Here is an 18,861-nt window from a genome sequence, read left to right as displayed (position 1 = left end):
GTTCTAGGGTGGAACAGACCACCACCCAGAGGAGACCCTGATGAGAATTGCTGTTACCGGAGGAAGCGGAAAGCTGGGCCGGAGCGTAGTCCGCCGGCTGCGCGAAGACGGCCATGAGGTCACCAACCTGGACCGTACCGGGGTGCGCGGCCCGGGCTTCGCCGAGGTGGACCTGCGCAACTACGGCCAGGTCGTGGATGTGTTCCTGGGGCTGGAGGACCGGTCCACGGGCTTCGACGCCGTCGTGCATCTGGCCGCGATTCCTGCTCCCGGGCTTGCGCCGGACGCCGCCACCTTCGAGAACAACATGCAGGCCACCTACAACGTGTTCCAGGCCGCGCGCCGGGCCGGGATCAAGAAAATCGTCTACGCCTCCAGCGAGACGGTCCTGGGACTGCCGTTCGACGTCGACCCTCCGTATCTTCCGGTCGACGAGGAATACCCGGCCCGGCCGGAAAGCACGTACTCGCTGGTCAAGCACCTCGAGGAGCAAATGGCGATCCAGCTGACCCGCTGGGACCCGGACCTGAGCATCACGGGTCTGCGCTTCTCCAACGTCATGGACCCGGAAGACTACGAGGAATTTCCCTCTTTCGACTCCGACGCAACACTGCGCAAGTGGAACCTCTGGGGCTACATCGACGGCCGCGACGGCGCCCAGGCCGTGGCCCTCGCCCTGGAGCACGCCGGCCCCGGCTTCGAGGCGTTCATCATCGCTAACGGGGACACCGTGATGGGCCGGTCAAGCGCCAGCCTCGCCGCCGAAGTTTTCCCGGACGTGAAAGTGGTCAAGGACCTGGGCGAGCACGAAACCATGCTCTCGATCGACAAGGCGAAGCGGGTGCTGGGCTTTGCCCCGCAACACAGCTGGCGGAATTACCACCCGCTCCGCACCACCCCCACGGAAGACTGACCCACGGTGTGAGCGCCTCGCAGGTGGCGCTGGCCTGGCTGGCGGACCAGCCTGCCGTGACCTCCGTCATCCTGGGTGCCCGCACCACGGACCAGCTCGCCGATAATCTTGCCGCGGCGGAGCTCCGGCTCAGCGAGGGCGAGTTGATGCGGCTGACTGAGGTTCCCGACGGCCCCGCGTAGGGGTATACCCCTACGGGCCGCTCGCCCAGGAACAGCGCAGCCGGAAGCTTGAAGGCGGCCGCTGACTGGTAGGGCGCCTGCCGCGCCGGCGTGTCACGCCGTCGCGATCCCAATGGCAGCGCTGACAGTGGCCGCCGCCGGGGCCGGCACTGCTGCCAGCTCCGCCGGGTGGTGGCTGGACCAGATGTCACCCATTTCCTCGGTGGACTGCTCCACGATCCGGCTCATGGCGGCATGCGCAGCGTGTGACTCGCTGCGCTGGATGGCGCTGGCCACGTCCACGTGCAGCTGAAGGGCCTCGTGGTCCGGAAGCTGCGGCATCAGGCCGTGCTCGGTACGCCCGGTCAGCACCTCGGCGACGAGGTTGTGCAGCTGGGAAAACATTGGGTTGCCGGAGGCCCGGAGCACCGCGGCATGGAACTCAATGTCCAGCCGGAGAAATTCGTCCCGGTCGCCCCGCTGGCCGGCCGACCACAGCCGCGCGGCCTGGGACACCAGGTCGCTGCCTTCGTCCCATGAGGCGCGCTCGGCGGCGAGCCGGGCTGCCTGCGGTTCGATCGCCCCGCGGAGTTCGTTGAGAGCCCGCAACTGCTCCAGCCGCCTGGAGGAGGCGAGGCGCCAGCGGATGACCTGCGGGTCGTAGAGGTTCCAGCATTCTTCCGGCTGTACCACCGTCCCCAACCGCCGTCGTGATTCCAGCATGCCTTTGGAGGACAGGACCCGGGTTGCCTCCCGGACCACGGAGCGGGACACGCCGTGCTGCGCCTCGAGCTCGTCCAGGCGCAGGATCGAGCTGGGTGCCAGGGCGCCCCCAGCGATGGCGAGCCCCAAGTTCTCGACCAGCACGGAATGCAAGTCAGCTGAGGACGCCACCTTTGGGGTTTTCATAAACAAATCATACGGGTGGGCGCAAGGGTCTTGTTTAAGTCTGCCTTATTTCTCTATGATCGCTCTCAGAGCAGATGTAAAGATGCATGTGCGGATGGCTGGGCGTAGACCGCCGGCCCTGAATCAAGGGAGTCGTAATGAAGCGACGTTCAATTGTGAAGTACGCGGCCGTCGCCGCGGCCTTGTCACTCGGGCTCACCGCCTGTAGCGGCGGCAGCGGCAGCAACGATGCCAAGACCGCAGGCACCGTCCGGGTCACGCTGGCCAACCACGTGTGGACCGAAGGCATCAAGGCAGCCATCCCGGAATTTGAGAAGTCCAGCGGCCTCAAGGTCGAGCTGACCCAGCTCGGCGAAGACCAGCTTTCGGATCAGTACAACGTCAAGCTCAACGCCGGCAGCGACGAGATCGACGTGATGATGTACCGCCCGCTGCAGGAGGGCAAGGCGTTCGCGAAGAACGGCTACCTCGCGGACCTGACGTCCAAGGTGTCCTCGGACGCCACCTGGGACTGGAAGGACTACCAAGAGGGCCCGGTCAAGGCCACCACCGCTGACGGCAAGGTCGTGGGTGTCCCGATCATCACCGAACGCGAGGTGCTCTACTACCGCAAGGACCTGCTGCAGGCCGCGGGCCTCGAGGTTCCCAAGACCATGGAAGAGCTCGAGGCCGCCGCCAAGGCCATCAAGGCTTCCTCGCCGGATACCGCAGGCTTCGTGGCCCGTACCGGCAAGTCCGCCGCAGTCACCCAGTTCTCCAGCTTCCTGTACAGCTTCGGTGGCGACTTCACCGACTCCAGCGGCAAGTCCGCCGTCAACACAGACGCTGCCAAGAAGGCCTACGCGTACTACGGCGGCCTGATCCGCAACTACGGGCCCGCCAACGTCAGCACCGACATGAGCTGGCCCGAGGCGATGGCAATCTTCACCCAGGGCAAGGCCGCGTTCTACACCGAAGCCGACTCGCTCTACAAGAACGCCACCGACCCGGCCAAGTCCAAGGTCGCTGACACGGTCGGTTTCGCGGCCCTGCCCGCCGGCCCCGCTGGTTCCAAGCCGTACAACATCCCGTCCTGGGGCCTGGCCGTGAACCAGGCTTCGGGCAACCAGGACAACGCCTGGAAGTTCATCCAGTGGGCCACGAGCAAGGAACGCACCCTGGCCGCGCAGAAGGCCGGTGTCCCCGGACCCCGCGCCTCCGTCTGGTCCGATGCCGAGGGAACGTCCACCTACCCGAAGGATCTGGCTGAGGCCATCGCCGCCAGCGCCAAGAACGGCGTCGGCCACGACCGTCCCGAGGTTGTCACGGTAGGCAAGGCCCGCGAAATCGTGGGCGGCCCGATCGTTGCCACCATCACCGGCGCCGACTCGTCCGCCGCTGCTGACACGGCCCACGAGGACTTCCAGAAGTTCCTGGACACCGAAAAGAAATAGCGCCCCTGCGCGCTACGCGCCGGAGTGCACCACAGCCCGGCGGGAAGGCAGTCCTGCTACCGTCCCGCCGGGCCCGCTCTTCACTTCACCCCCAACTCCTTAGGTGAACCATGTCTGTACTGAACCCTCCCCGTAGCGCGCCTGCCCGCAGCGCCGGCCGCCCTCCCGGTGCGCGCGAGAACTTCTCCGCCTGGGCCAACCGGCACCGCAAGTGGCTCTTCGCCGCCCCCGCAATGATCTTCGTCGGGATCCTGATCATCTTCCCGCTGGCCTGGACCCTCTACCTGAGCCTCACCGACTCGCAGGGCTCCGTCCGTGCCGCCTCCGAGTTCATCGGGCTGCAGAACTACCTCACGGTCCTGTCCGACGTCGACCGCTTCTGGCCCGCCGTCGGCCGCACACTGACCTTCACCGGCGTCGCGCTTGTCTGCGAAGTCGTTCTCGGCATGTGCATCGCACTGCTGCTGTGGCGCCCCTTCCGCGGCGAAAAGTGGGTCCGGGTGGCCATCCTCCTGCCGCTCGTCGCAACTCCGGTGGCCGTCGGCATGATGTGGCGGCTGATCTTCGATCCCAACATTGGCTTCGCCAACCAGCTGCTCGGCATGATCGGCATCCCGGCCCAGCCGTGGCTTTCCGGCCAGGACACGGCGCTGGGCACCACAATCTTCATGGACGTGTGGCAGTGGACCCCGATGGTGGTGCTAATCCTGCTCGCCGGCCTGACTTCCCTCTCCGAGGAACCCGATGAGGCGGCCCGAATGGACGGCGCCAACTCCTTCCAGCGCTTCTTCTACATCACCCTGCCGCTCATGATGCCGACCGTGATCGTGGCCATCCTGCTCCGGGGCATCGACGCCCTGAAGACCTTTGACATCCTCTACGCCACCAAGGGCAAGGGCGGCGGTTCCTTCCACGAGGTGGAGACCCTCAACGTCTACGCCTACGGATTGAGCTTCGACTACAACCAGTACGGGCTGTCCTCCGCGGTGCTGATCCTGTTCTTCATGATCATCATCGGCTCGATGTGGCTGCTGACCATGCGCAAGAAAGCGGTAAGCAAATGACCGTACTGAACCAAAACACCGAATCCCAGACCGGCTCCGCCGCAGGGACCCCCCCGGCCCGCCGCCGCCGGAAGCCCCTGGCCACCCGCGCGTACAAGGTCTTCCGCGTTGTGGCCCTGATCGCCGTCGTGCTGTTCCTGATCGCTCCGCTGTTCTGGATGCTGCTGGCGTCCTTCAAGACCAACGTGGACATCTACGACACCGGCAAGGCGCTGCTCTTCACGCCCACCGCCGAGAACTACGCCAACGTACTGCAGCGCAACAACTACTTCATCTTCATCTTCAACAGCTTCTGGGTCGCCTTCGTCTCCACGGCGCTTTCCCTGGTCCTGGGCGTCCCAGCGGCCTACGCGATGAGCCGCTTCACGATGCACCGCTCGGCCCTCGTGGTCCTGATGGCCCGCGTCATCCCCGGCGTCTCACTGCTGGTGCCCTGGTACTACGTGTTCTCCAACCTGCGGATGGTCGGCGGCTTCGAGGTGCTGATCCTCAGCCACATGTTCGTGGCGCTGCCGCTGATCGTCTACATCATGATGAGCTACTTCGATTCGATGCCGCTGGAGCTCGAGGAATCAGCCCAAGTGGACGGGCTCACTCCGATCGGAGCCTTCCGCCGTATCACGCTGCCGCTCTCGGTCGCCGGCATCGCCACCGCCGCCATCCTGTCCTTCATCTTCTCGTGGAACAACTTCATGTTCGCCCTGGTGCTCTCCGGCTCCAAGACGAAGACCTTGCCGGTCGCGATCTTCGACTTCGTCTCCTACGCCAGCATCGACTGGGGCGGACTGATGGCGGCCGCCACCGTGGTCACCATCCCGATCATGATCATTGCGCTCTTCACGCAGAAGTACATCGTCTCCGGCATGACCGCCGGGGCGACCAAAGGCTAGGCAACCCATGACACTCATCAGCAGGATCGAAACGTTCCTCGTCGCACCGCGGTGGCTCTTCGTCCGCATCGAGACCGAGAGCGGAATTGTCGGCTGGGGCGAGGCAACGTGCGAGGGCCGCAGCGAAACCGTGCGCACCGCCGTCGAACAGCTCTCCGAGGTGCTCATCGGCAACGATGCGCTCCGGATCGAGGACCACTGGCAGGTCATGACCAAGGGCTCCTTTTACCGCGGCGGCCCCATCTTGGCTAGTGCCGTCTCGGGCCTGGACCAGGCCCTCTGGGACATCGCGGGCAAGCACTTCAACACCCCCGTGCACCAGCTCCTGGGCGGCCACGTCCGGGACCGGATCCGGATGTACGGCTGGGTGGGCGGAGACGAACCGAACGAAGTCGCCGACCAGATCAGCGCCCAGCTGGAGGTCGGCCTCACCGCCGTCAAGATGAACGCCAGCGGCCGGATGAGCCCCATCGCCTCCGTGGCCGAGCTCGACGGCGTCGTCCGCCGGGTGGCCGCCGCCCGCGAGGTCCTCGGCGAGCACCGGGACGTCGCGGTCGACTTCCACGGCCGCTTCAGCCTGGCCAACGCCCGCCGGGTGGCGCCGCTGCTGGAGCCGTACCGGCCCTTCTTCCTCGAAGAGCCCGTGGTTCCGGAGAACACGCACCTGCTGCGCGAGTTCACCTCCTCGACGACGACGCCGGTCTCCACCGGTGAGCGGCTCTACAGCCGGCAGGAATTCCTGCCTGCGCTGCAGGCCGGCATCGCCGTGGCCCAGCCGGATCTCTCCCACGCCGGCGGCATCACCGAGGTCCGCAAGATTGCCTCGCTGGCCGAAATCTACGAGGTCCAGCTCGCCCCGCACTGCCCGCTGGGGCCGCTGGCCCTGGCCGCCTGCCTGCAGGTGGGCTTCGCGACGCCCAACTTCCTGATCCAGGAACAGAGCATCGGAATCCACTACAACAAGGGCGCCGAGGTCCTGGACTATGTGGTGGACAAGTCCCCGCTGAAGTTCGTGGACGGGCACATTGAACGGCTCACCGGCCCGGGCCTAGGCATCGAGATCGACGAGGCCGTGGTCCGTGCCGCGGACAAACGCGGGCATTCCTGGCGCGGCCCGGTCTGGCGCCAGCCCGACGGGGCCTTCGCAGAATGGTGAGCGTTGGAATCACGGGAACGGCGATGGACACCCCAATGAAAGAGAAGCCCAGCATGGAGAACACCCTGACCCCTGAGACGCTGCTGGCCGGGATACGGCAGACCCGTCTCGTGGCAATCGTGCGTGGCACCCGGGGATCGGCCGCGGCGAAGGCCGCCCTCGCCGCCATGGCGGAGGGCTTCCGCTACGTCGAGATCGCCCTCACCACGCCGGACGCCCTCGATGCCATCCGCGAGGTGCGGGCAGCAGCGCCCGCAGGGTGCTTCGTCGGCGCCGGCACGGTGCTCACCAAGCGGGACGTGGACAACGTCGCCGAGGCGGGCGGACAGTTCATGGTCACGCCGTCACTGGCGCCGTCCATCGAAGAATCGGCCAGCCGCGGCATCCCCGTCCTCGCCGGAGCCCTCACGCCGAGCGAGGCCCTCGAGGCCATGAACCGCGGCGCCACTGCCGTCAAGCTCTTCCCTGCCTCCATCGGCGGCCCGGGCTACCTCAAGGCGCTGCGCGATCCCTTCCCGGACATCCCGTTCATCGCGGTCGGCGGCGTCGGTCTCGACGAGGCGGCGGGCTACTGGGCAGTGGGTGCTATCGCCGTCGGGCTCGGCGGGCCGCTGTTCGGCGACGCCGGATCGGGCGGGGACCTTGCTCCGATGCGGGAGCGCGCCCGCAGCTTCGTTGCCCTGGCCTCCGAGTATGACCGCCGGGCCGCTGCGGAGAGCCTGCGGTGACTGCCGCCGTCGGGCTCGCTCCCGTTGACCTGCTGACCTTCGGCGAATCCATGGTCTCGCTGCGTTCCGCCGGGCCGCTGTCCGCCGGCGGGGCCCTAACCATGCACGTTGCCGGGGCCGAATCGAATGTCGCCGTGGGCGTCGCCCGGCTTGGGCACAGCGTCAGCTGGGCCGGTGTGGTGGGCGCCGACCCGCACGGTGAGTTCATCCTCCGCCAGCTTCGCGCCGAGGGCGTCGGGCTGCTGCACCGGCAGGACAGCACGCGCGGGACCGGTGTGATGTTCCTTGAACAGCGCACGGCCGATGTCACCCGCGCCTTCTATTACCGCTCCGGTTCCGCCGGCTCCACCCTGAGTCCGGAGGACGTGGACCGTGCCCTGCTTCCTGGGGCCCGTATCCTGCATCTGACCGGCATTACCGCCGCGCTCAGCCCCGAGTCGCGGAAAGCCGTGGAGTACGCCGCCGAGCGCGCCGCAGCAGACGGCACGGTGGTGTCACTGGACGTCAACTACCGCAGCAAGCTCTGGTCGCGGGACGAGGCGCGGAAGGTGCTCACGCCGCTCGTCCGGCACGCCAGCATCCTGATCGCCTCCGACGACGAGCTCGGCCTGGTGGCTTCCGCGCCGGCAGGCGGACGGGACCCCGACGCCGTTGAATCGGCGATGGCTGCCGAACTTCTTGGGCTTGGCGTAAGCGAAGTTGTCGTCAAGCGCGGCGCCGACGGTGCCGGCGCCTACACCGCCGACGGCCGGTGGGAGACACCCGCCGTGCCCGTCACCAGCATCGATACCGTGGGAGCCGGAGACGCCTTCACCGCAGGCTATCTGTCCGCCCTGCTCGACGGCGCCGACGTGGCGGGCCGCCTGCAGCGCGGCGCCCTCACGGGGGCCTTCGCCGTCAGCACCGCCGGGGACTGGGAAGGCCTGCCCGCCCGGGCGGAGCTCGCCCTGCTCGGAACCACCCCTGGCGGAACCACCCAACGCTAAGTACCGGCGGGCCGGCCTCCGGACCGTCCCAACCTCCCGACCAAGAAAGCCTGGAACGCTGTGAAAATCATTGCCGCGGAAGTCTTTGTGACCAGTCCCTCCCGTAATTTCGTGACGTTGCGGATCACCACCGAGGACGGGGTGACCGGGATCGGCGATGCGACGCTGAACGGGCGTGAGCTCGCGGTCGCGGCGTACCTGAAGGAGCACGTTGCGCAGTTGCTGATCGGGAAGGATCCGCATCGGATCGAGGACACCTGGCAGTTCCTGTACCGCAGTTCGTACTGGCGGCGGGGGCCGGTGACGATGGCCGCGATCGCCGCGGTGGACATGGCGCTGTGGGATATCAAGGGCAAGCTCGCGAACATGCCGGTGTATCAGCTGCTGGGCGGGGCGTCGCGGAACGGGTTGCGCGCGTACGGGCACGCCTCGGGCGCGGACCTGGAGTCGTTGTTCGATTCGGTCCGGGAGCACCTGGCGCTGGGGTACAAGTCGATCCGGATCCAGACCGCGGTGCCGGGGATCAAGGCCGTGTACGGGGTCGCGGCGCAGGCGCAGGCCTCGGGGGAGCGGTATGACTATGAGCCGGCCGGGCGGGGGGCGTTCCCGCTGGAGGAGGACTGGGACACCCGGGCGTACCTGCGGCACCTGCCGGGCGTGTTCGAGGCGGTCCGGAACGAGTTCGGCCCGGAGCTGCCGCTGCTCCATGACGGGCATCACCGGATGACGCCGATCCAGGCCGCGAAGCTGGGCAAGGCGCTGGAGCCGTATGACCTGTTCTGGCTGGAGGACTGCACCCCGGCGGAGAACCAGGAGGCGCTGCGGCTGGTCCGGCAGCACACCACCACGCCGCTGGCGATCGGGGAGATCTTCAATACCGTCTACGACTACCAGACGATCATCAAGGAACAGCTGATTGATTATGTCCGGGCCGCGTCGACGCACTTCGGCGGGATCAGCCCGCTGAAGAAGGTGATGGACTTCGCCGCGCAGTACCAGATCAAGTCAGGTTTCCACGGGCCGACGGATATTTCCCCGGTGGGGTTCGCCGCGCAGCTGCACGTGGGCCTGGCGATCCATAACTACGGGATCCAGGAGTACATGCAGCACTCGGACAAGACCAACGAGGTCTTCGAGCAGTCGATGACGTTCGTCGACGGCTACCTGCACCCCGGGGACAAGCCCGGCATCGGCGTCGAGTTCAACGAGGAGGCCGCCGCGGCCTACCCGTACCAGCAGGCCTACCTGCCCTACAACCGCCTCGTCGACGGCACCGTCCACGACTGGTAGCGGTCACTGGGGGCTCCGGGCACAAAAAGGTCCCGGGCGGCGAGTCTACGCTCAGCCGCCCGGGACCTGGCTTTGTTAAAATTCGATTCCTGCAGCGACGGCTAGTGAATCAGCTCCCGCGTCATGCCGAAGGGCACCTGGTCGGACAGTGCCGCCGTGTAGTGACCGGGCTTGTTCCGCGTGAGCAGAATGCCCTGGGTTCCAGTCTCCATCGCGAGCTCCTGCAGTCCGCGCACGGCGTCGTTAAGCCGTTCGTCGAGGATGTCCCGGCTGTCGACTTGAATCTCGATGCGGTCGGTAATTGTGGTCATTGCACTAACTTTCTTGGCGTACTTCTACTCGGCCCCAATGATTGAAGCGACAATAACGGTCTCTCCGGCGGCCGGTCAAATCACCACGCCGGCCCGGGCCGCAGCGGGAATCCGGCGGCGGCCCGCCTCCGGCGGCTGACCTGCAGTTCCATCGCGGAAGGCGTTCCGGTCGTGAGGGTGGTCACCCTTGCTCACGCTGGGCAGGATGAGAGGTGCTCATGGACAGCCAGAACGCCGCCGTCCGCTGCCCGGGCAAAGACGATCGTCTCCCGTTCATCGCTGGCAAATGTGCCGCCCGTGGAATCGGTTCGGACCGTCGTGGCCACCCGATGAGAAAACACCGCGGTGGTCCCCAGCAGCTGGATGTTCCGTTCGCTGCTGCGGCACTCCAGCACGCGCCACCCCGCAGCTACCCAGCCGTCCCAGAGCGCTCGGTAGGCCGACCGGGAACCAAGGCTTTCGGCCTCTGGATGGAAAATATACGTGGCATCAGGGCTGAACGCCGCGAAGTAGGTAACGGTGTCAGTGGCAGCGAAGGCGGCGACCAAGGAGTCCGCCGCAGCCTGGACCTCGTCGAGGCCGAGGTTGGGCCACTGCGGTGGCCGCACCGCGCGCTCCACCACCGGCCGGGCGACGGCGCGGACCGGCGCCCCGTCGGAGCCCGGGACATTGAGCGGAAACAGGAAGACTTCGACGGCGGCCCCGGAGTCCCGGGCCCGCTGGACCTGTTCCAGGCCGGTCAGGTTTTCCACGATGACGCACCCGCTTCCAGCCAGGATCTCGTGGGCCGGAAAGGCGCCACCGGCGGCCGGCACGCCGTCCTCAGCGCCCTCAGCAGGTCCACCGGAACTGGGGTCCACACTGAGGGCGTCCACGCCAACCGCGCGGTAGCCGCGGTCCACGATCAGTTGCGCCGCATCGGCGTCGAGCCACGGATGCTTCAAATACTCGTCCGAACCCCAGGCGGCGGCACTGCCGGTGTGCAGCAGGAGGATCTTCCCCGGTTCGCCGGAACCCGGCTCGCCGGAACCCGATTCGCCGGCGGCGACTGCGGAGGAGCCCTCGCACGCGAGCCCGGCGAGATGCGCGGCCGAAATGCGGCCGCCGAGGCCCACCCCGCGGACGTCCACCAGCTCGGCCAGCCCGCTGAAGCGGAACAGCGGCAGATCGTCCAGGGCGGGCCAGCCGTCGTGCACGTGCAGGGGAGCATCGGCATGGGTTCCGGAATGGGAGCCCAGGCTGAGCGAGAGCACATTGGCGCCGTCGGCTGCCACGCTCAGCGCCGGTGCAATCACCACCTCGGGATCCCCGGGGTAGACCGGCATCCCGGTATGGAGCGGAACGCTGAGATCGAACCAGGTCACGGCCGGGCCACCAGTTCAGAGTCTCGGTCCCCGGGCATCTCGAGGGCCGGCGCCCCGCCTGATGCGACTGGAACAGCAATGCCGGCGGCATCCAGGACCGGGGTGACCGGAGTGTCCTTGGATGGGACCCACCGGGGACCGGCGGCCGGGAACACCGCACGCGGCTCAGGGAAGATCCACAGCAGCCCAAGGTAGAGGACCGCCGCAAGCGCGAGTGACGCCGGCAGGCTGATGTCCACACCGCCACCGAGGTTCCCCAGCGGGCCCTGGAACTGACCGGGCATGTTGACCATGCTGAGGCCCACCGCCGCGCTGATCAGCCAGGCGCTCATGCCGCGCAGATTCCAGCCGTGGTTGAACCAGTAACGTCCTCCGGTCTGGCGGCGGTTGAAGACCTGCAGGGCATCGGCGTCGTACCAGCCCCGCCGGGTGATAAAACCGATGATCATGACCACCATCCAGGGCGCGGTGCAGGTGACAATCAGGGTGGCAAAGGTCGAAATGCTCTGCACCAGGTTGAAGGCGAAGCGCCCGAGGAAGATGAAGACGATAGCCAGGACGCCGATGATGAGGGTGGCCTGCACCCGGTTAAAACGCGGGAACACACTGCTGAAGTCCAGTCCCGTTCCATAGAGCGAGGTGGCGCCGGTGGACATGCCGCCGATCAGGGCGATGGCGCAGAGAGGCACGAAGTACCAGGCCGGGGAGACCGCCAGCAGCCCGCCAACATAGTTGGGCGCTGCCGGGTCCATGAACTCCGGCGCCTTCGCGGCGATGATGGACGCCGTCGCCAGACCGAAGACAAACGGCACGAGCGTGGCCAGCTGAGCGAGCAGCGCGGCGCCCATGACCCGGCGCTTGGGCGTGTCGGTGGGGATGTAGCGGGCCCAGTCGCCAAGGAACGCCCCGAAGGAGATCGGGTTGGACATGACAATCAGGGCAGCCCCGATGAAGGCCGGGATGAAGCCTGCGATGCCGACGCCGTCGAATCCGGTGCCGAAGGCGCCCTCGAAGTTCAGGTTGAGTTCGCCGGCGAAAGCGATGAAGCCCACGACGAAGAGCGCGGTGGCCGCCGTGACAGCAATTTTGTTGACGAGCAGCATGAACTTGAACCCGTAGATGCAGACAACCAGGACCATCCCGGCGAAAAGTCCGTAGGCGACCGCGAAGGAGCCCATGTCCTGCGGAAGGCCGACCAGCCGGTTCAGGCCACCCACCAGGGCATCGCCGGAACTCCAGACGGAGATGGAGAAGAAGGCCGTAGCCGTGAGGAGCGACAGGAAGGAGCCGACAATCCGGCCGTGCACGCCGAGGTGGGCGGAGGAGGACACGGCGTTGTTGGTTCCGTTTGTGGGGCCAAAGACGGCCATCGGCGCCAGCAGGAGGGCGCCGATCACGAGTCCCGTCACGGTTGCAGCCAGCCCCTGCCAGAACGACAGTCCGAACAGGATGGGAAAGGCGCCGAGGAAGGCTGTCGCAAAGGTGTTGGCACCGCCGAAGGAAACCCTGAACAGGTCAAAGGCGCTCGCATTGCGGTCCTTTTCCGGAATCCGCTCAATCCCGTAGGTCTCCACTTCGGTGACCTTGCCGCGGTTCCGTTCCCCGCGCGTTCCGGCCGGCTGTGCCTTGGCCATGTTGTTCTCCATCCTGGTCGCCGGTAGTTGCTCAGCGAGCATCATAAGTTGATTGGAAGGCTACATTGTGAACCGGCTCACAGCAAGGGGCGGGGATTCGGGCTTGTTGTTTTACGGAGGCGACGGCCGGGGCATTCCTGAGGGCCGGGAGCTTCAACGGGTGAAGCGCGGTAATCTTCAGCAAGGACGTCTACATCCCGATCAGAGGCGGAAACGGAACATGGCTGAGGAACAAACCCGGGAGTCCCCGGGCCGGTGGCGGGTATTCCATGACAAATTCGTCGTGGAAGAGCGCTTCATGAGTGAGGCCGCACGGAAGAATCTCTACCGGATTGCCCTGGGCCTGATGATCGTTGGAGCCGTGGTCTTTTTCGTCATTCTGGCCGGCGTTCTCGGGCGTGACGGAGTCAGCCAGGTCGATGAGCCAGTGCGGTCCTGGCTCCTGACCCTGCGCTCTGAGCCCCTGACGATCGTCATGATCGTCCTGGCGGTCATCTTCGGGCCGGTTGCCCTGCCGATCATCATCCTGGTGGTGACCGTTGCGTGGGGGCTGCTGGCCAAGCACGCCTGGCGCCCCCTGGTGCTCGCGGGCGCCATGCTGACCGGCGTGATCCTGGCGCAAGTCATCGGCCGGACGGTGGACCGCCAGCGTCCTCCGGTGGACCTGATGCTCTTCGGGGCAGACACCACGTTCGCGTTCCCCTCCGGCCATGTCCTCGGGGCCTGCGACTTCCTGCTCCTGACCACTTACCTCATCTTCTCTCGCCGGCGCAATCCGAAGACTGCCATCATCGGCTTCGCCGTGGCGGGGGTCGGGATCTTTCTTGCCGCGGTCAGCCGCCTCTATCTGGGGTACCACTGGACCTCCGATGCGCTGGCCTCACTGGCCATTTCCTTCGTGATACTGGGGGCTGTAATTGCCCTGGATACCTGGCGGACCGCACGGATTCCCGGCGAGCGCGTCACCGGAGTCCTCTCGAAGGCCGACACCAGCCAGGACTAGTCCGCCCTTGTCCGCCCTTGTCCGGACCGGCCGGCAATGCCACAGTGGTCCATGGCCACTGAAGACGATGTCCGCAGAGCCGCTCTTGCACTTCCGGGAGTAGTGGAGCGGCCGAGCTGGGGCAGGCCCGCGTGGTTCGCGGCCACCCTGATGGCCCGGATCTGGGACGACGGGGTGCTGACGGTCAAGACGGAGGAGCGCGAGGCGCTCGCCGGGACGGACCCTGAAACCTACTTCTGGACGCCGCACCATGACCGGTCGCCGCAGCTGGTCCTCGTCCGGTTGGACCGGATCGGCCTGGAAGAGCTCGGCGAGCTCCTGGATGAGTCGCACCGGCTCGCCGGCGGCAGGCTTCGGTAGCCGCTGCCCCGTTCCTGATCCGGCGCCGGATCAGGAAGCGGCGCCTGCGTCCTTGTCCAGGTTCCCGGGGCGGGCCCTCGCCCGGGCCCGTTTCAGTTCGGCCCGCAGCCGCGCGTTGGCCGCCTCCAGTTCCAGCACTTTCGCCACCCCCGCCAAATTGAGTCCCTCGTCGAGCAGGTCGCTGATCCGCCGGAGGACTGCAAGGTCCGCCTCGCTGTACTGGCGTGTCCCTCCCGCGGTACGGTCCGGCGTCAGGAGTCCCCGGCGCTCGTACAGCCGGATATTCTGCTGCCCCGTCCCGACGAGCTGGGCCACCACGGAGATCGCGTACAGGCCCATCTCCGCTCCGCGTCCGTCCATGGGTGCTCCTTCGGCTGGTGCAAAATTTCCTGTTGCATCAGTTTTGCACCAGTGCTATAAAAAATCTATATCCACCAACACAGAAAATCTGGTGGGTGGATGCAGGAAAGAATCTGGATTCTAGTCAGAAGGAGTGGATCATGATGTTGATGCGTACGGACCCGTTCCGGGAACTCGACCGGCTCACCCAGCAGGTCTTCGGGACGGCCGCACGGCCCGCTGCCATGCCGATGGACGCCTGGCAGGAGGACGGGGAGTTCGTCGTCGCTTTCGATCTTCCGGGCGTCAACGTTGACACGGTTGATCTTGATATTGAGCGCAATGTCCTCACGGTCCGGGCCGAGCGGCGTGATCCGACGCAGCCCAATATTGAGCTGATAGCGTCGGAGCGGCCGCGCGGCGTCTTCAGCCGCCAGCTGATCCTGGGCGACACCCTGGACACGGAGAAGGTCAAGGCCACGTATGCCGACGGCGTGCTGACGCTCCGCATCCCGGTGCTGGAGAAGGCGAAGCCGCGCAAGATCGAGATCGCGCACACTCAGGACAAGCTGCAGGAGATCGGGAAGTAGGGGGTAACTGCGGCCGGACCGGCAGCCTTTAGGCTCCGGCCCGGCCGCCCTCACACCCGCTCACCTGACCCTGCCGGAGAACAACCGGATTGATGGTGGACCCATGAACGCCGATCCTCGAGGTTACTACGCGGCCCTGCACCTGACGCCGGCCGCGACGCAAGCGGACATCCAGCGGGCTTTCCGCGCGCTGATCCGGCTGCACCACCCCGACGTCGGACCAACAGGTCCCGGTGAGGAGGGCCGAGGGGCGGACGTGGGCAATATCCTGGCCGCCTTTGGCGTGCTGCGCAACCCGTTGACCCGGGCCGAGTACGACCGGAACGGGCAGGCTCCGGGCGCAGGCGCAGGCAGCGGCCCCACCGCGGCTGCACCGAGGGACATCCCGGTGCGCCACCACGGGGGACGCGGCCCGGCATTGCGCATCACGCCGGTCCGGTGGGAACGGGGCCCCTGGGAGGGGCGCAGCTAGCCAGGCAAACAGCAGAAGGGAAGGAGGAATGCCATGAGCGCATGGCGCCGCTACGATTCGCATCTGATGCCGGTCTTCCACGAACGGTTCGAGGAACGATGGGGGAAGGGCACGGCTCCATTTCTTGACCCGGAAGCGCATGAGGCCCCGCTTCCGCGGGCCCAGTGGATCAACATCGAGACGGGTGCGGCGCTTGCAGTGGTCCCGATTTGGGCCGACGACGACAGCCAGCATCGCTCGTTCGGCGTGTTCTACCTCCCGCCGGCCGGCGACATCTGGGTCCTGCGCCCGGGCTACACCGAATACCTGGAACCGTCCGCAGATGAAGCCCAGCAGCTGCTCTCCCTCCGGAACGATGCCTTCAAAAAGGCCGTGGCCCATGCCAAAGAATTCCTCTACGGTCCGGAAAGCTCCACGTACTAGTCTGGGGTACTGACAGCGCACCGCAGGGACCGGGCGGTGCGTGGCATGAACGGCCGGGTCGTTCTAAGATCAAGCCACCAATTGAGCAACTATCTGGGAGACTCCACCGATGAAAGCCTCCGCCAAAGAGCTGGCCGCCCTGCTTCCGCCCCGCTTCACTCTGGGCGTGGCCACCGCCGCTTTCCAGATCGAAGGCGCGCTGGACGAGGACGGACGCGGGCCCTCGGGCTGGGACGTGTTCGCGGCCAAACCGGGATCGATCGTTGACGACCACAGCCCTGCCGTCGCGTGCGACCACTACCACCGGATGCCCGAGGACGTGGCTCTGATGAAGGAACTCGGGGTCGATTCCTATCGCTTCTCCTTCTCCTGGTCCCGCATCCAGCCTGGTGGCAGCGGGCCGGTGAACCCGGCCGGACTGGATTTCTACGACCGCCTGATCGACCTGCTGCTGGACAACGGGATCTCGCCAATGGCCACGCTGTACCACTGGGACACGCCTCTGGAGCTGGACCAGGCAGGCGGGTGGATGAACCGGGATACGGCCTTCCGGCTCGGCGAGTTCGCGGCCATCGCAGCGGCCGCTTACGGGGACCGGGTGACGCGTTGGGTCACGGTCAACGAACCCGCCACGGTGAGCACCAACGGCTACATGCTGGGCATGCACGCACCTGGCGAGACGCTTCTGCTGAAGGCGCTCCCAAGCGTCCATCACCAACTGCTGGGTCACGGACTGTCAGTGCAGGCGCTCCGCGCCGCCAACGTTCCGGGCGAAATCGGCATCACCAACGTCTATTCGCCGATGGTGCCGGCCACGGGCAACCCGCTGGACAAGATCAGTGCCGGCCTGATGGACTTGGCCCAGAACCGGATTTATGCGGACCCGGTCCTGCTGGGAAAGTATCCGGACCCGATCCGGGCAGCAACGTTTTTCTCGTCCTTCAGCCCGTCCAGCGAGGACATGGCGCTCATCTCCCAGCCGCTGGACTTCTACGGGCTGAATTACTACATGCCCACCCGCGTAGCCTCCGGTCCGGGCGACGGCCCGGTGCCCGAGGGCATGGCCGCTGCCATGGGCGATGACCTGAGTGGCACCGGCACCGGCGCTCCGTTCCACATTGCCACCTTCCCGGACACCGAGACCACTGCCTACGGATGGCCGATCAAGCCGGAATACATGTCCGTGGCGCTGGCGGAAATGAGCGAACGCTACCCGGACCTGCCGCCGGTCTTCATCACCGAGGGTGGGGCGAGTTTCGAGGACCTCGAGATCCGGGACGCAGAGGGCCGGCTCATCGTCCCGGATGAACGGCGCGTGCGCTACCTGGCGGATCACATCGCCACCGCCGTAGAAGCCACTTCGCCGGGCGGGCCGGCCGAGAATATCGATCTGCGCGGCTACTACGTCTGGTCCTTGTTGGACAACTTCGAATGGTCCGGCGGCTACAGGCAGCAGTTCGGCCTGCTACACGTGGACCGGGAGTCCCAGGTACGCACGCCCAAGGCCTCCTTCTACTGGCTCCAGGAACTGCTCGCGGCCAGGCATAACGATGCCGCCCCGGAGGCACGCACCGGAGCGGCACTTCCCGAACTGCCCGACGCCGATGAGTCGACGGGCTCGCCCGACGTCAACCCCCAGCCGGTCGGCTGAGGCAGCGGCGCCGTCGGACCGCCCCAGCCGGCGGGCGGGGACCATGGCGCGGCCTAGAGAACGTTCAGTTCCCGCAGGCCTTTGGCCAGACCGGCGCCGTCGGGGGAGTAGAACCACGGAACGGACGAACCGGTGTGGTCGCCGGACTCGGAGTGTCCACCGGCCAGCACCGATTCGCCGGCGGATAGCTGGCGGATGCCGATGGCGGCCACACGGTCACCGTGCTGCTGGGCGAAGTGCGAGTAGATCGCCTCGTCGTGCTGGCCGTTATCCCCGAAAAGCAGCCAGCGCATGTTCGGGAACTCTTCCGCCAGCAGTTCCAGGTTCCGGCGCTTGTGTTCCTGGCCGCTGCGGAACCAGCGGTCGTTGGTCAGGCCCCAGTCGGTGAGGAGCAGGGCGCCAGGCGGGTACATGTTGCGGGTGATGAAGCGGGCCAGGGTGGGAGCCGCATTCCACGGTCCGGTGGAAAGGTAGATCACCGGCGCCTCCGGATGCTTCACCAGGAGGCGGTCCAGCAGCACCGCCATGCCGGGCGTCGCCATCCGGGCACGTTCGCTCAGGACGAAGGTGTTCCACAGCGCGAGGAACGGCCGGGGGAGCGCGGTGACCATGATCGTGTCGTCGATATCCGAGACGATTCCCAGCTCGGTGTCCGGGGAAATGACGAAGATCTGCGACTTCACCGGTTCGGTCCCCTCGGCGCGCAGCTCCGCCGTGTGCCAGCCGGGAGAGAGGGACACCTGCACGACCGTATCCACGAGCCCGCCGCGGTCCGCGTGCACCCGGGCGGTGACGCCGCCGATTTCGATTTCGACGTCGGTGAACTGGATCGGCACGCTGGTGAACGCCCGCCAGCCCCGGACGTTCTGGTTGCCGTTCTGAGCTGCCTGCTCCGCCGGGCTGCCGGGCTTCGGCTTGCTCGTGAGCACCACCCGCCCGAGCACACGGACCCAGCTGGTGGAACCGTAGCCCTGGTAGGCGATGGTCTGCGGAATGAAGTTCCAGCGCCTGGCCGCCTTCAGCCGCAGCCCGTTGACGGTGTCCGAAAACCGGTGGGCGAACCGGAAGACCTTGTTGCCGGAGACCGATGGCTGCTGGGGTGAGTGCTGTGACGCCAATTCCATGCCTCCACTCTCCCACAGCCGCCAGCTATTCGAACGGACTGTGTCCCGCGGAACCGCCGG

21 protein-coding genes are annotated in these 18,861 nt (G+C 66.6%); 15 read left to right on the top strand and 6 right to left on the bottom strand.

The window, feature by feature from the left end:
- Positions 1-40: 40 nt before the first annotated feature.
- Both OM977_RS16640 and OM977_RS16635 read left to right on the top strand, forming a co-directional pair.
- A complete protein-coding gene (locus OM977_RS16640; RefSeq protein ID WP_264354993.1) occupies positions 41-913 on the top strand; it encodes an NAD-dependent epimerase/dehydratase family protein in 873 nt (290 codons plus the stop codon).
- 8 nt (positions 914-921) lie between these two features.
- Entirely contained in the window at positions 922-1,095 is a 174-nt protein-coding gene (locus tag OM977_RS16635; RefSeq protein ID WP_442960664.1) for an aldo/keto reductase, read from the top strand.
- A 93-nt stretch (positions 1,096-1,188) separates the two neighbouring features.
- Here OM977_RS16635 and OM977_RS16630 read toward each other — a convergent pair whose 3' ends face one another.
- Entirely contained in the window at positions 1,189-1,983 is a 795-nt protein-coding gene (locus OM977_RS16630; RefSeq protein ID WP_264354992.1) for a FadR/GntR family transcriptional regulator, read from the bottom strand.
- A gap of 137 nt (positions 1,984-2,120) precedes the next feature.
- Here OM977_RS16630 and OM977_RS16625 point away from each other — a divergent pair, with 137 nt between their 5' ends.
- The 7 genes from OM977_RS16625 to manD all read left to right on the top strand — a co-directional run bounded on the left by OM977_RS16625 (position 2,121) and on the right by manD (position 9,530).
- Entirely contained in the window at positions 2,121-3,416 is a 1,296-nt protein-coding gene (locus OM977_RS16625) for an ABC transporter substrate-binding protein (protein ID WP_264354991.1), read from the top strand.
- A 110-nt stretch (positions 3,417-3,526) separates the two neighbouring features.
- Complete coding sequence (locus OM977_RS16620; RefSeq protein WP_264354990.1) at positions 3,527-4,480, top strand: carbohydrate ABC transporter permease; 954 nt, start codon at positions 3,527-3,529, stop codon at positions 4,478-4,480.
- Positions 4,477-5,370: a carbohydrate ABC transporter permease gene (locus tag OM977_RS16615; protein ID WP_264354989.1), complete on the top strand. Its 894-nt coding sequence runs from the start codon at positions 4,477-4,479 to the stop codon at positions 5,368-5,370. The genes OM977_RS16620 and OM977_RS16615 overlap by 4 nt, the downstream gene beginning before the upstream one ends.
- Positions 5,371-5,377: 7 nt before the next feature.
- Complete coding sequence (gene dgoD / locus OM977_RS16610) at positions 5,378-6,526, top strand: galactonate dehydratase (protein WP_264354988.1); 1,149 nt, start codon at positions 5,378-5,380, stop codon at positions 6,524-6,526.
- Positions 6,527-6,561: 35 nt separating this feature from the next.
- Positions 6,562-7,254, top strand: a complete 693-nt coding sequence (locus OM977_RS16605; RefSeq protein WP_264354987.1) for a bifunctional 4-hydroxy-2-oxoglutarate aldolase/2-dehydro-3-deoxy-phosphogluconate aldolase — start codon at positions 6,562-6,564, stop codon at positions 7,252-7,254.
- Positions 7,251-8,240 (top strand): sugar kinase, encoded by a 990-nt coding sequence (locus OM977_RS16600; RefSeq protein WP_264354986.1) that lies wholly within the window; start codon positions 7,251-7,253, stop codon positions 8,238-8,240. The genes OM977_RS16605 and OM977_RS16600 overlap by 4 nt, the downstream gene beginning before the upstream one ends.
- Before the next feature lie 60 nt (positions 8,241-8,300).
- Positions 8,301-9,530, top strand: coding sequence for a D-mannonate dehydratase ManD (gene manD, locus OM977_RS16595; protein ID WP_264354028.1), 1,230 nt, complete (start codon positions 8,301-8,303; stop codon positions 9,528-9,530).
- 101 nt (positions 9,531-9,631) lie between these two features.
- Here the strand turns inward: manD and OM977_RS16590 are convergent, their stop codons facing one another.
- The 3 genes from OM977_RS16590 to OM977_RS16575 all read right to left on the bottom strand — a co-directional run bounded on the left by OM977_RS16590 (position 9,632) and on the right by OM977_RS16575 (position 12,839).
- Positions 9,632-9,841: a hypothetical protein gene (locus OM977_RS16590; RefSeq protein WP_264354985.1), complete on the bottom strand. Its 210-nt coding sequence runs from the start codon at positions 9,839-9,841 to the stop codon at positions 9,632-9,634.
- 191 nt (positions 9,842-10,032) lie between these two features.
- Positions 10,033-11,205, bottom strand: a complete 1,173-nt coding sequence (locus OM977_RS19705; protein ID WP_333473986.1) for a cyclase family protein — start codon at positions 11,203-11,205, stop codon at positions 10,033-10,035.
- Positions 11,202-12,839 (bottom strand): purine-cytosine permease family protein, encoded by a 1,638-nt coding sequence (locus tag OM977_RS16575; RefSeq protein ID WP_264354984.1) that lies wholly within the window; start codon positions 12,837-12,839, stop codon positions 11,202-11,204. Before OM977_RS16575 ends, OM977_RS19705 begins: the two co-directional genes overlap by 4 nt.
- Before the next feature lie 220 nt (positions 12,840-13,059).
- Here OM977_RS16575 and OM977_RS16570 point away from each other — a divergent pair, with 220 nt between their 5' ends.
- Together OM977_RS16570 and OM977_RS16565 are read left to right on the top strand one after the other, a co-directional pair.
- Positions 13,060-13,842 carry a phosphatase PAP2 family protein gene (locus OM977_RS16570; RefSeq protein ID WP_264354983.1) on the top strand — a complete coding sequence of 261 codons (783 nt, stop codon included), beginning with the start codon at positions 13,060-13,062 and terminating at the stop codon, positions 13,840-13,842.
- A gap of 51 nt (positions 13,843-13,893) precedes the next feature.
- Positions 13,894-14,202: an MmcQ/YjbR family DNA-binding protein gene (locus OM977_RS16565; protein WP_264354982.1), complete on the top strand. Its 309-nt coding sequence runs from the start codon at positions 13,894-13,896 to the stop codon at positions 14,200-14,202.
- Between the two features lie 30 nt (positions 14,203-14,232).
- On the opposite strand, the gene OM977_RS16560 is transcribed toward OM977_RS16565, so the two are convergent.
- On the bottom strand, positions 14,233-14,562 hold the full coding sequence (locus tag OM977_RS16560) for a MerR family transcriptional regulator (protein ID WP_264354981.1): 330 nt from the start codon (positions 14,560-14,562) through the stop codon (positions 14,233-14,235).
- 143 nt (positions 14,563-14,705) lie between these two features.
- Here OM977_RS16560 and OM977_RS16555 point away from each other — a divergent pair, with 143 nt between their 5' ends.
- From OM977_RS16555 to OM977_RS16540, 4 genes are all read left to right on the top strand, one after another.
- Entirely contained in the window at positions 14,706-15,131 is a 426-nt protein-coding gene (locus OM977_RS16555) for an Hsp20/alpha crystallin family protein (RefSeq protein WP_264357457.1), read from the top strand.
- A gap of 103 nt (positions 15,132-15,234) precedes the next feature.
- A complete protein-coding gene (locus OM977_RS16550; RefSeq protein ID WP_264354980.1) occupies positions 15,235-15,603 on the top strand; it encodes a J domain-containing protein in 369 nt (122 codons plus the stop codon).
- A gap of 33 nt (positions 15,604-15,636) precedes the next feature.
- Positions 15,637-16,026: a hypothetical protein gene (locus OM977_RS16545; RefSeq protein WP_264354979.1), complete on the top strand. Its 390-nt coding sequence runs from the start codon at positions 15,637-15,639 to the stop codon at positions 16,024-16,026.
- Positions 16,027-16,135: 109 nt separating this feature from the next.
- Entirely contained in the window at positions 16,136-17,677 is a 1,542-nt protein-coding gene (locus OM977_RS16540; protein WP_264354978.1) for a glycoside hydrolase family 1 protein, read from the top strand.
- 53 nt (positions 17,678-17,730) lie between these two features.
- Here the strand turns inward: OM977_RS16540 and OM977_RS16535 are convergent, their stop codons facing one another.
- A complete protein-coding gene (locus OM977_RS16535) occupies positions 17,731-18,801 on the bottom strand; it encodes an App1 family protein (protein ID WP_264354977.1) in 1,071 nt (356 codons plus the stop codon).
- Between the last annotated feature and the right edge of the window lie 60 nt (positions 18,802-18,861).

Source organism: Pseudarthrobacter sp. MM222 (assembly GCF_947090775.1).
In the GTDB taxonomy this organism is placed as follows: Bacteria; Actinomycetota; Actinomycetes; order Actinomycetales; family Micrococcaceae; genus Arthrobacter.
Note: the sequence above shows the minus strand (reverse complement) of the source record. Positions and strands in the feature narration are given on the sequence as shown.

What these genes read in the sequence shown, in the direction of transcription:
- OM977_RS16590 (WP_264354985.1), bottom strand. Translation starts at nt 9,841, where the DNA reads ATGACCACAATTACCGACCGCATCGAGATTCAAGTCGACAGCCGGGAC.
- dgoD (WP_264354988.1), top strand. Translation starts at nt 5,378, where the DNA reads ATGACACTCATCAGCAGGATCGAAACGTTCCTCGTCGCACCGCGGTGG.
- OM977_RS16545 (WP_264354979.1), top strand. Translation starts at nt 15,637, where the DNA reads ATGAGCGCATGGCGCCGCTACGATTCGCATCTGATGCCGGTCTTCCAC.
- OM977_RS16605 (WP_264354987.1), top strand. Translation starts at nt 6,562, where the DNA reads ATGAAAGAGAAGCCCAGCATGGAGAACACCCTGACCCCTGAGACGCTG.
- OM977_RS16620 (WP_264354990.1), top strand. Translation starts at nt 3,527, where the DNA reads ATGTCTGTACTGAACCCTCCCCGTAGCGCGCCTGCCCGCAGCGCCGGC.
- OM977_RS16570 (WP_264354983.1), top strand. Translation starts at nt 13,060, where the DNA reads ATGGCTGAGGAACAAACCCGGGAGTCCCCGGGCCGGTGGCGGGTATTC.
- OM977_RS16640 (WP_264354993.1), top strand. Translation starts at nt 41, where the DNA reads ATGAGAATTGCTGTTACCGGAGGAAGCGGAAAGCTGGGCCGGAGCGTA.
- OM977_RS16575 (WP_264354984.1), bottom strand. Translation starts at nt 12,839, where the DNA reads ATGGCCAAGGCACAGCCGGCCGGAACGCGCGGGGAACGGAACCGCGGC.
- OM977_RS16560 (WP_264354981.1), bottom strand. Translation starts at nt 14,562, where the DNA reads ATGGACGGACGCGGAGCGGAGATGGGCCTGTACGCGATCTCCGTGGTG.
- OM977_RS16615 (WP_264354989.1), top strand. Translation starts at nt 4,477, where the DNA reads ATGACCGTACTGAACCAAAACACCGAATCCCAGACCGGCTCCGCCGCA.
- OM977_RS16550 (WP_264354980.1), top strand. Translation starts at nt 15,235, where the DNA reads ATGAACGCCGATCCTCGAGGTTACTACGCGGCCCTGCACCTGACGCCG.
- OM977_RS16535 (WP_264354977.1), bottom strand. Translation starts at nt 18,801, where the DNA reads ATGGAATTGGCGTCACAGCACTCACCCCAGCAGCCATCGGTCTCCGGC.
- OM977_RS16625 (WP_264354991.1), top strand. Translation starts at nt 2,121, where the DNA reads ATGAAGCGACGTTCAATTGTGAAGTACGCGGCCGTCGCCGCGGCCTTG.
- OM977_RS16565 (WP_264354982.1), top strand. Translation starts at nt 13,894, where the DNA reads ATGGCCACTGAAGACGATGTCCGCAGAGCCGCTCTTGCACTTCCGGGA.
- OM977_RS16540 (WP_264354978.1), top strand. Translation starts at nt 16,136, where the DNA reads ATGAAAGCCTCCGCCAAAGAGCTGGCCGCCCTGCTTCCGCCCCGCTTC.
- OM977_RS16630 (WP_264354992.1), bottom strand. Translation starts at nt 1,983, where the DNA reads ATGAAAACCCCAAAGGTGGCGTCCTCAGCTGACTTGCATTCCGTGCTG.
- OM977_RS16555 (WP_264357457.1), top strand. Translation starts at nt 14,706, where the DNA reads ATGTTGATGCGTACGGACCCGTTCCGGGAACTCGACCGGCTCACCCAG.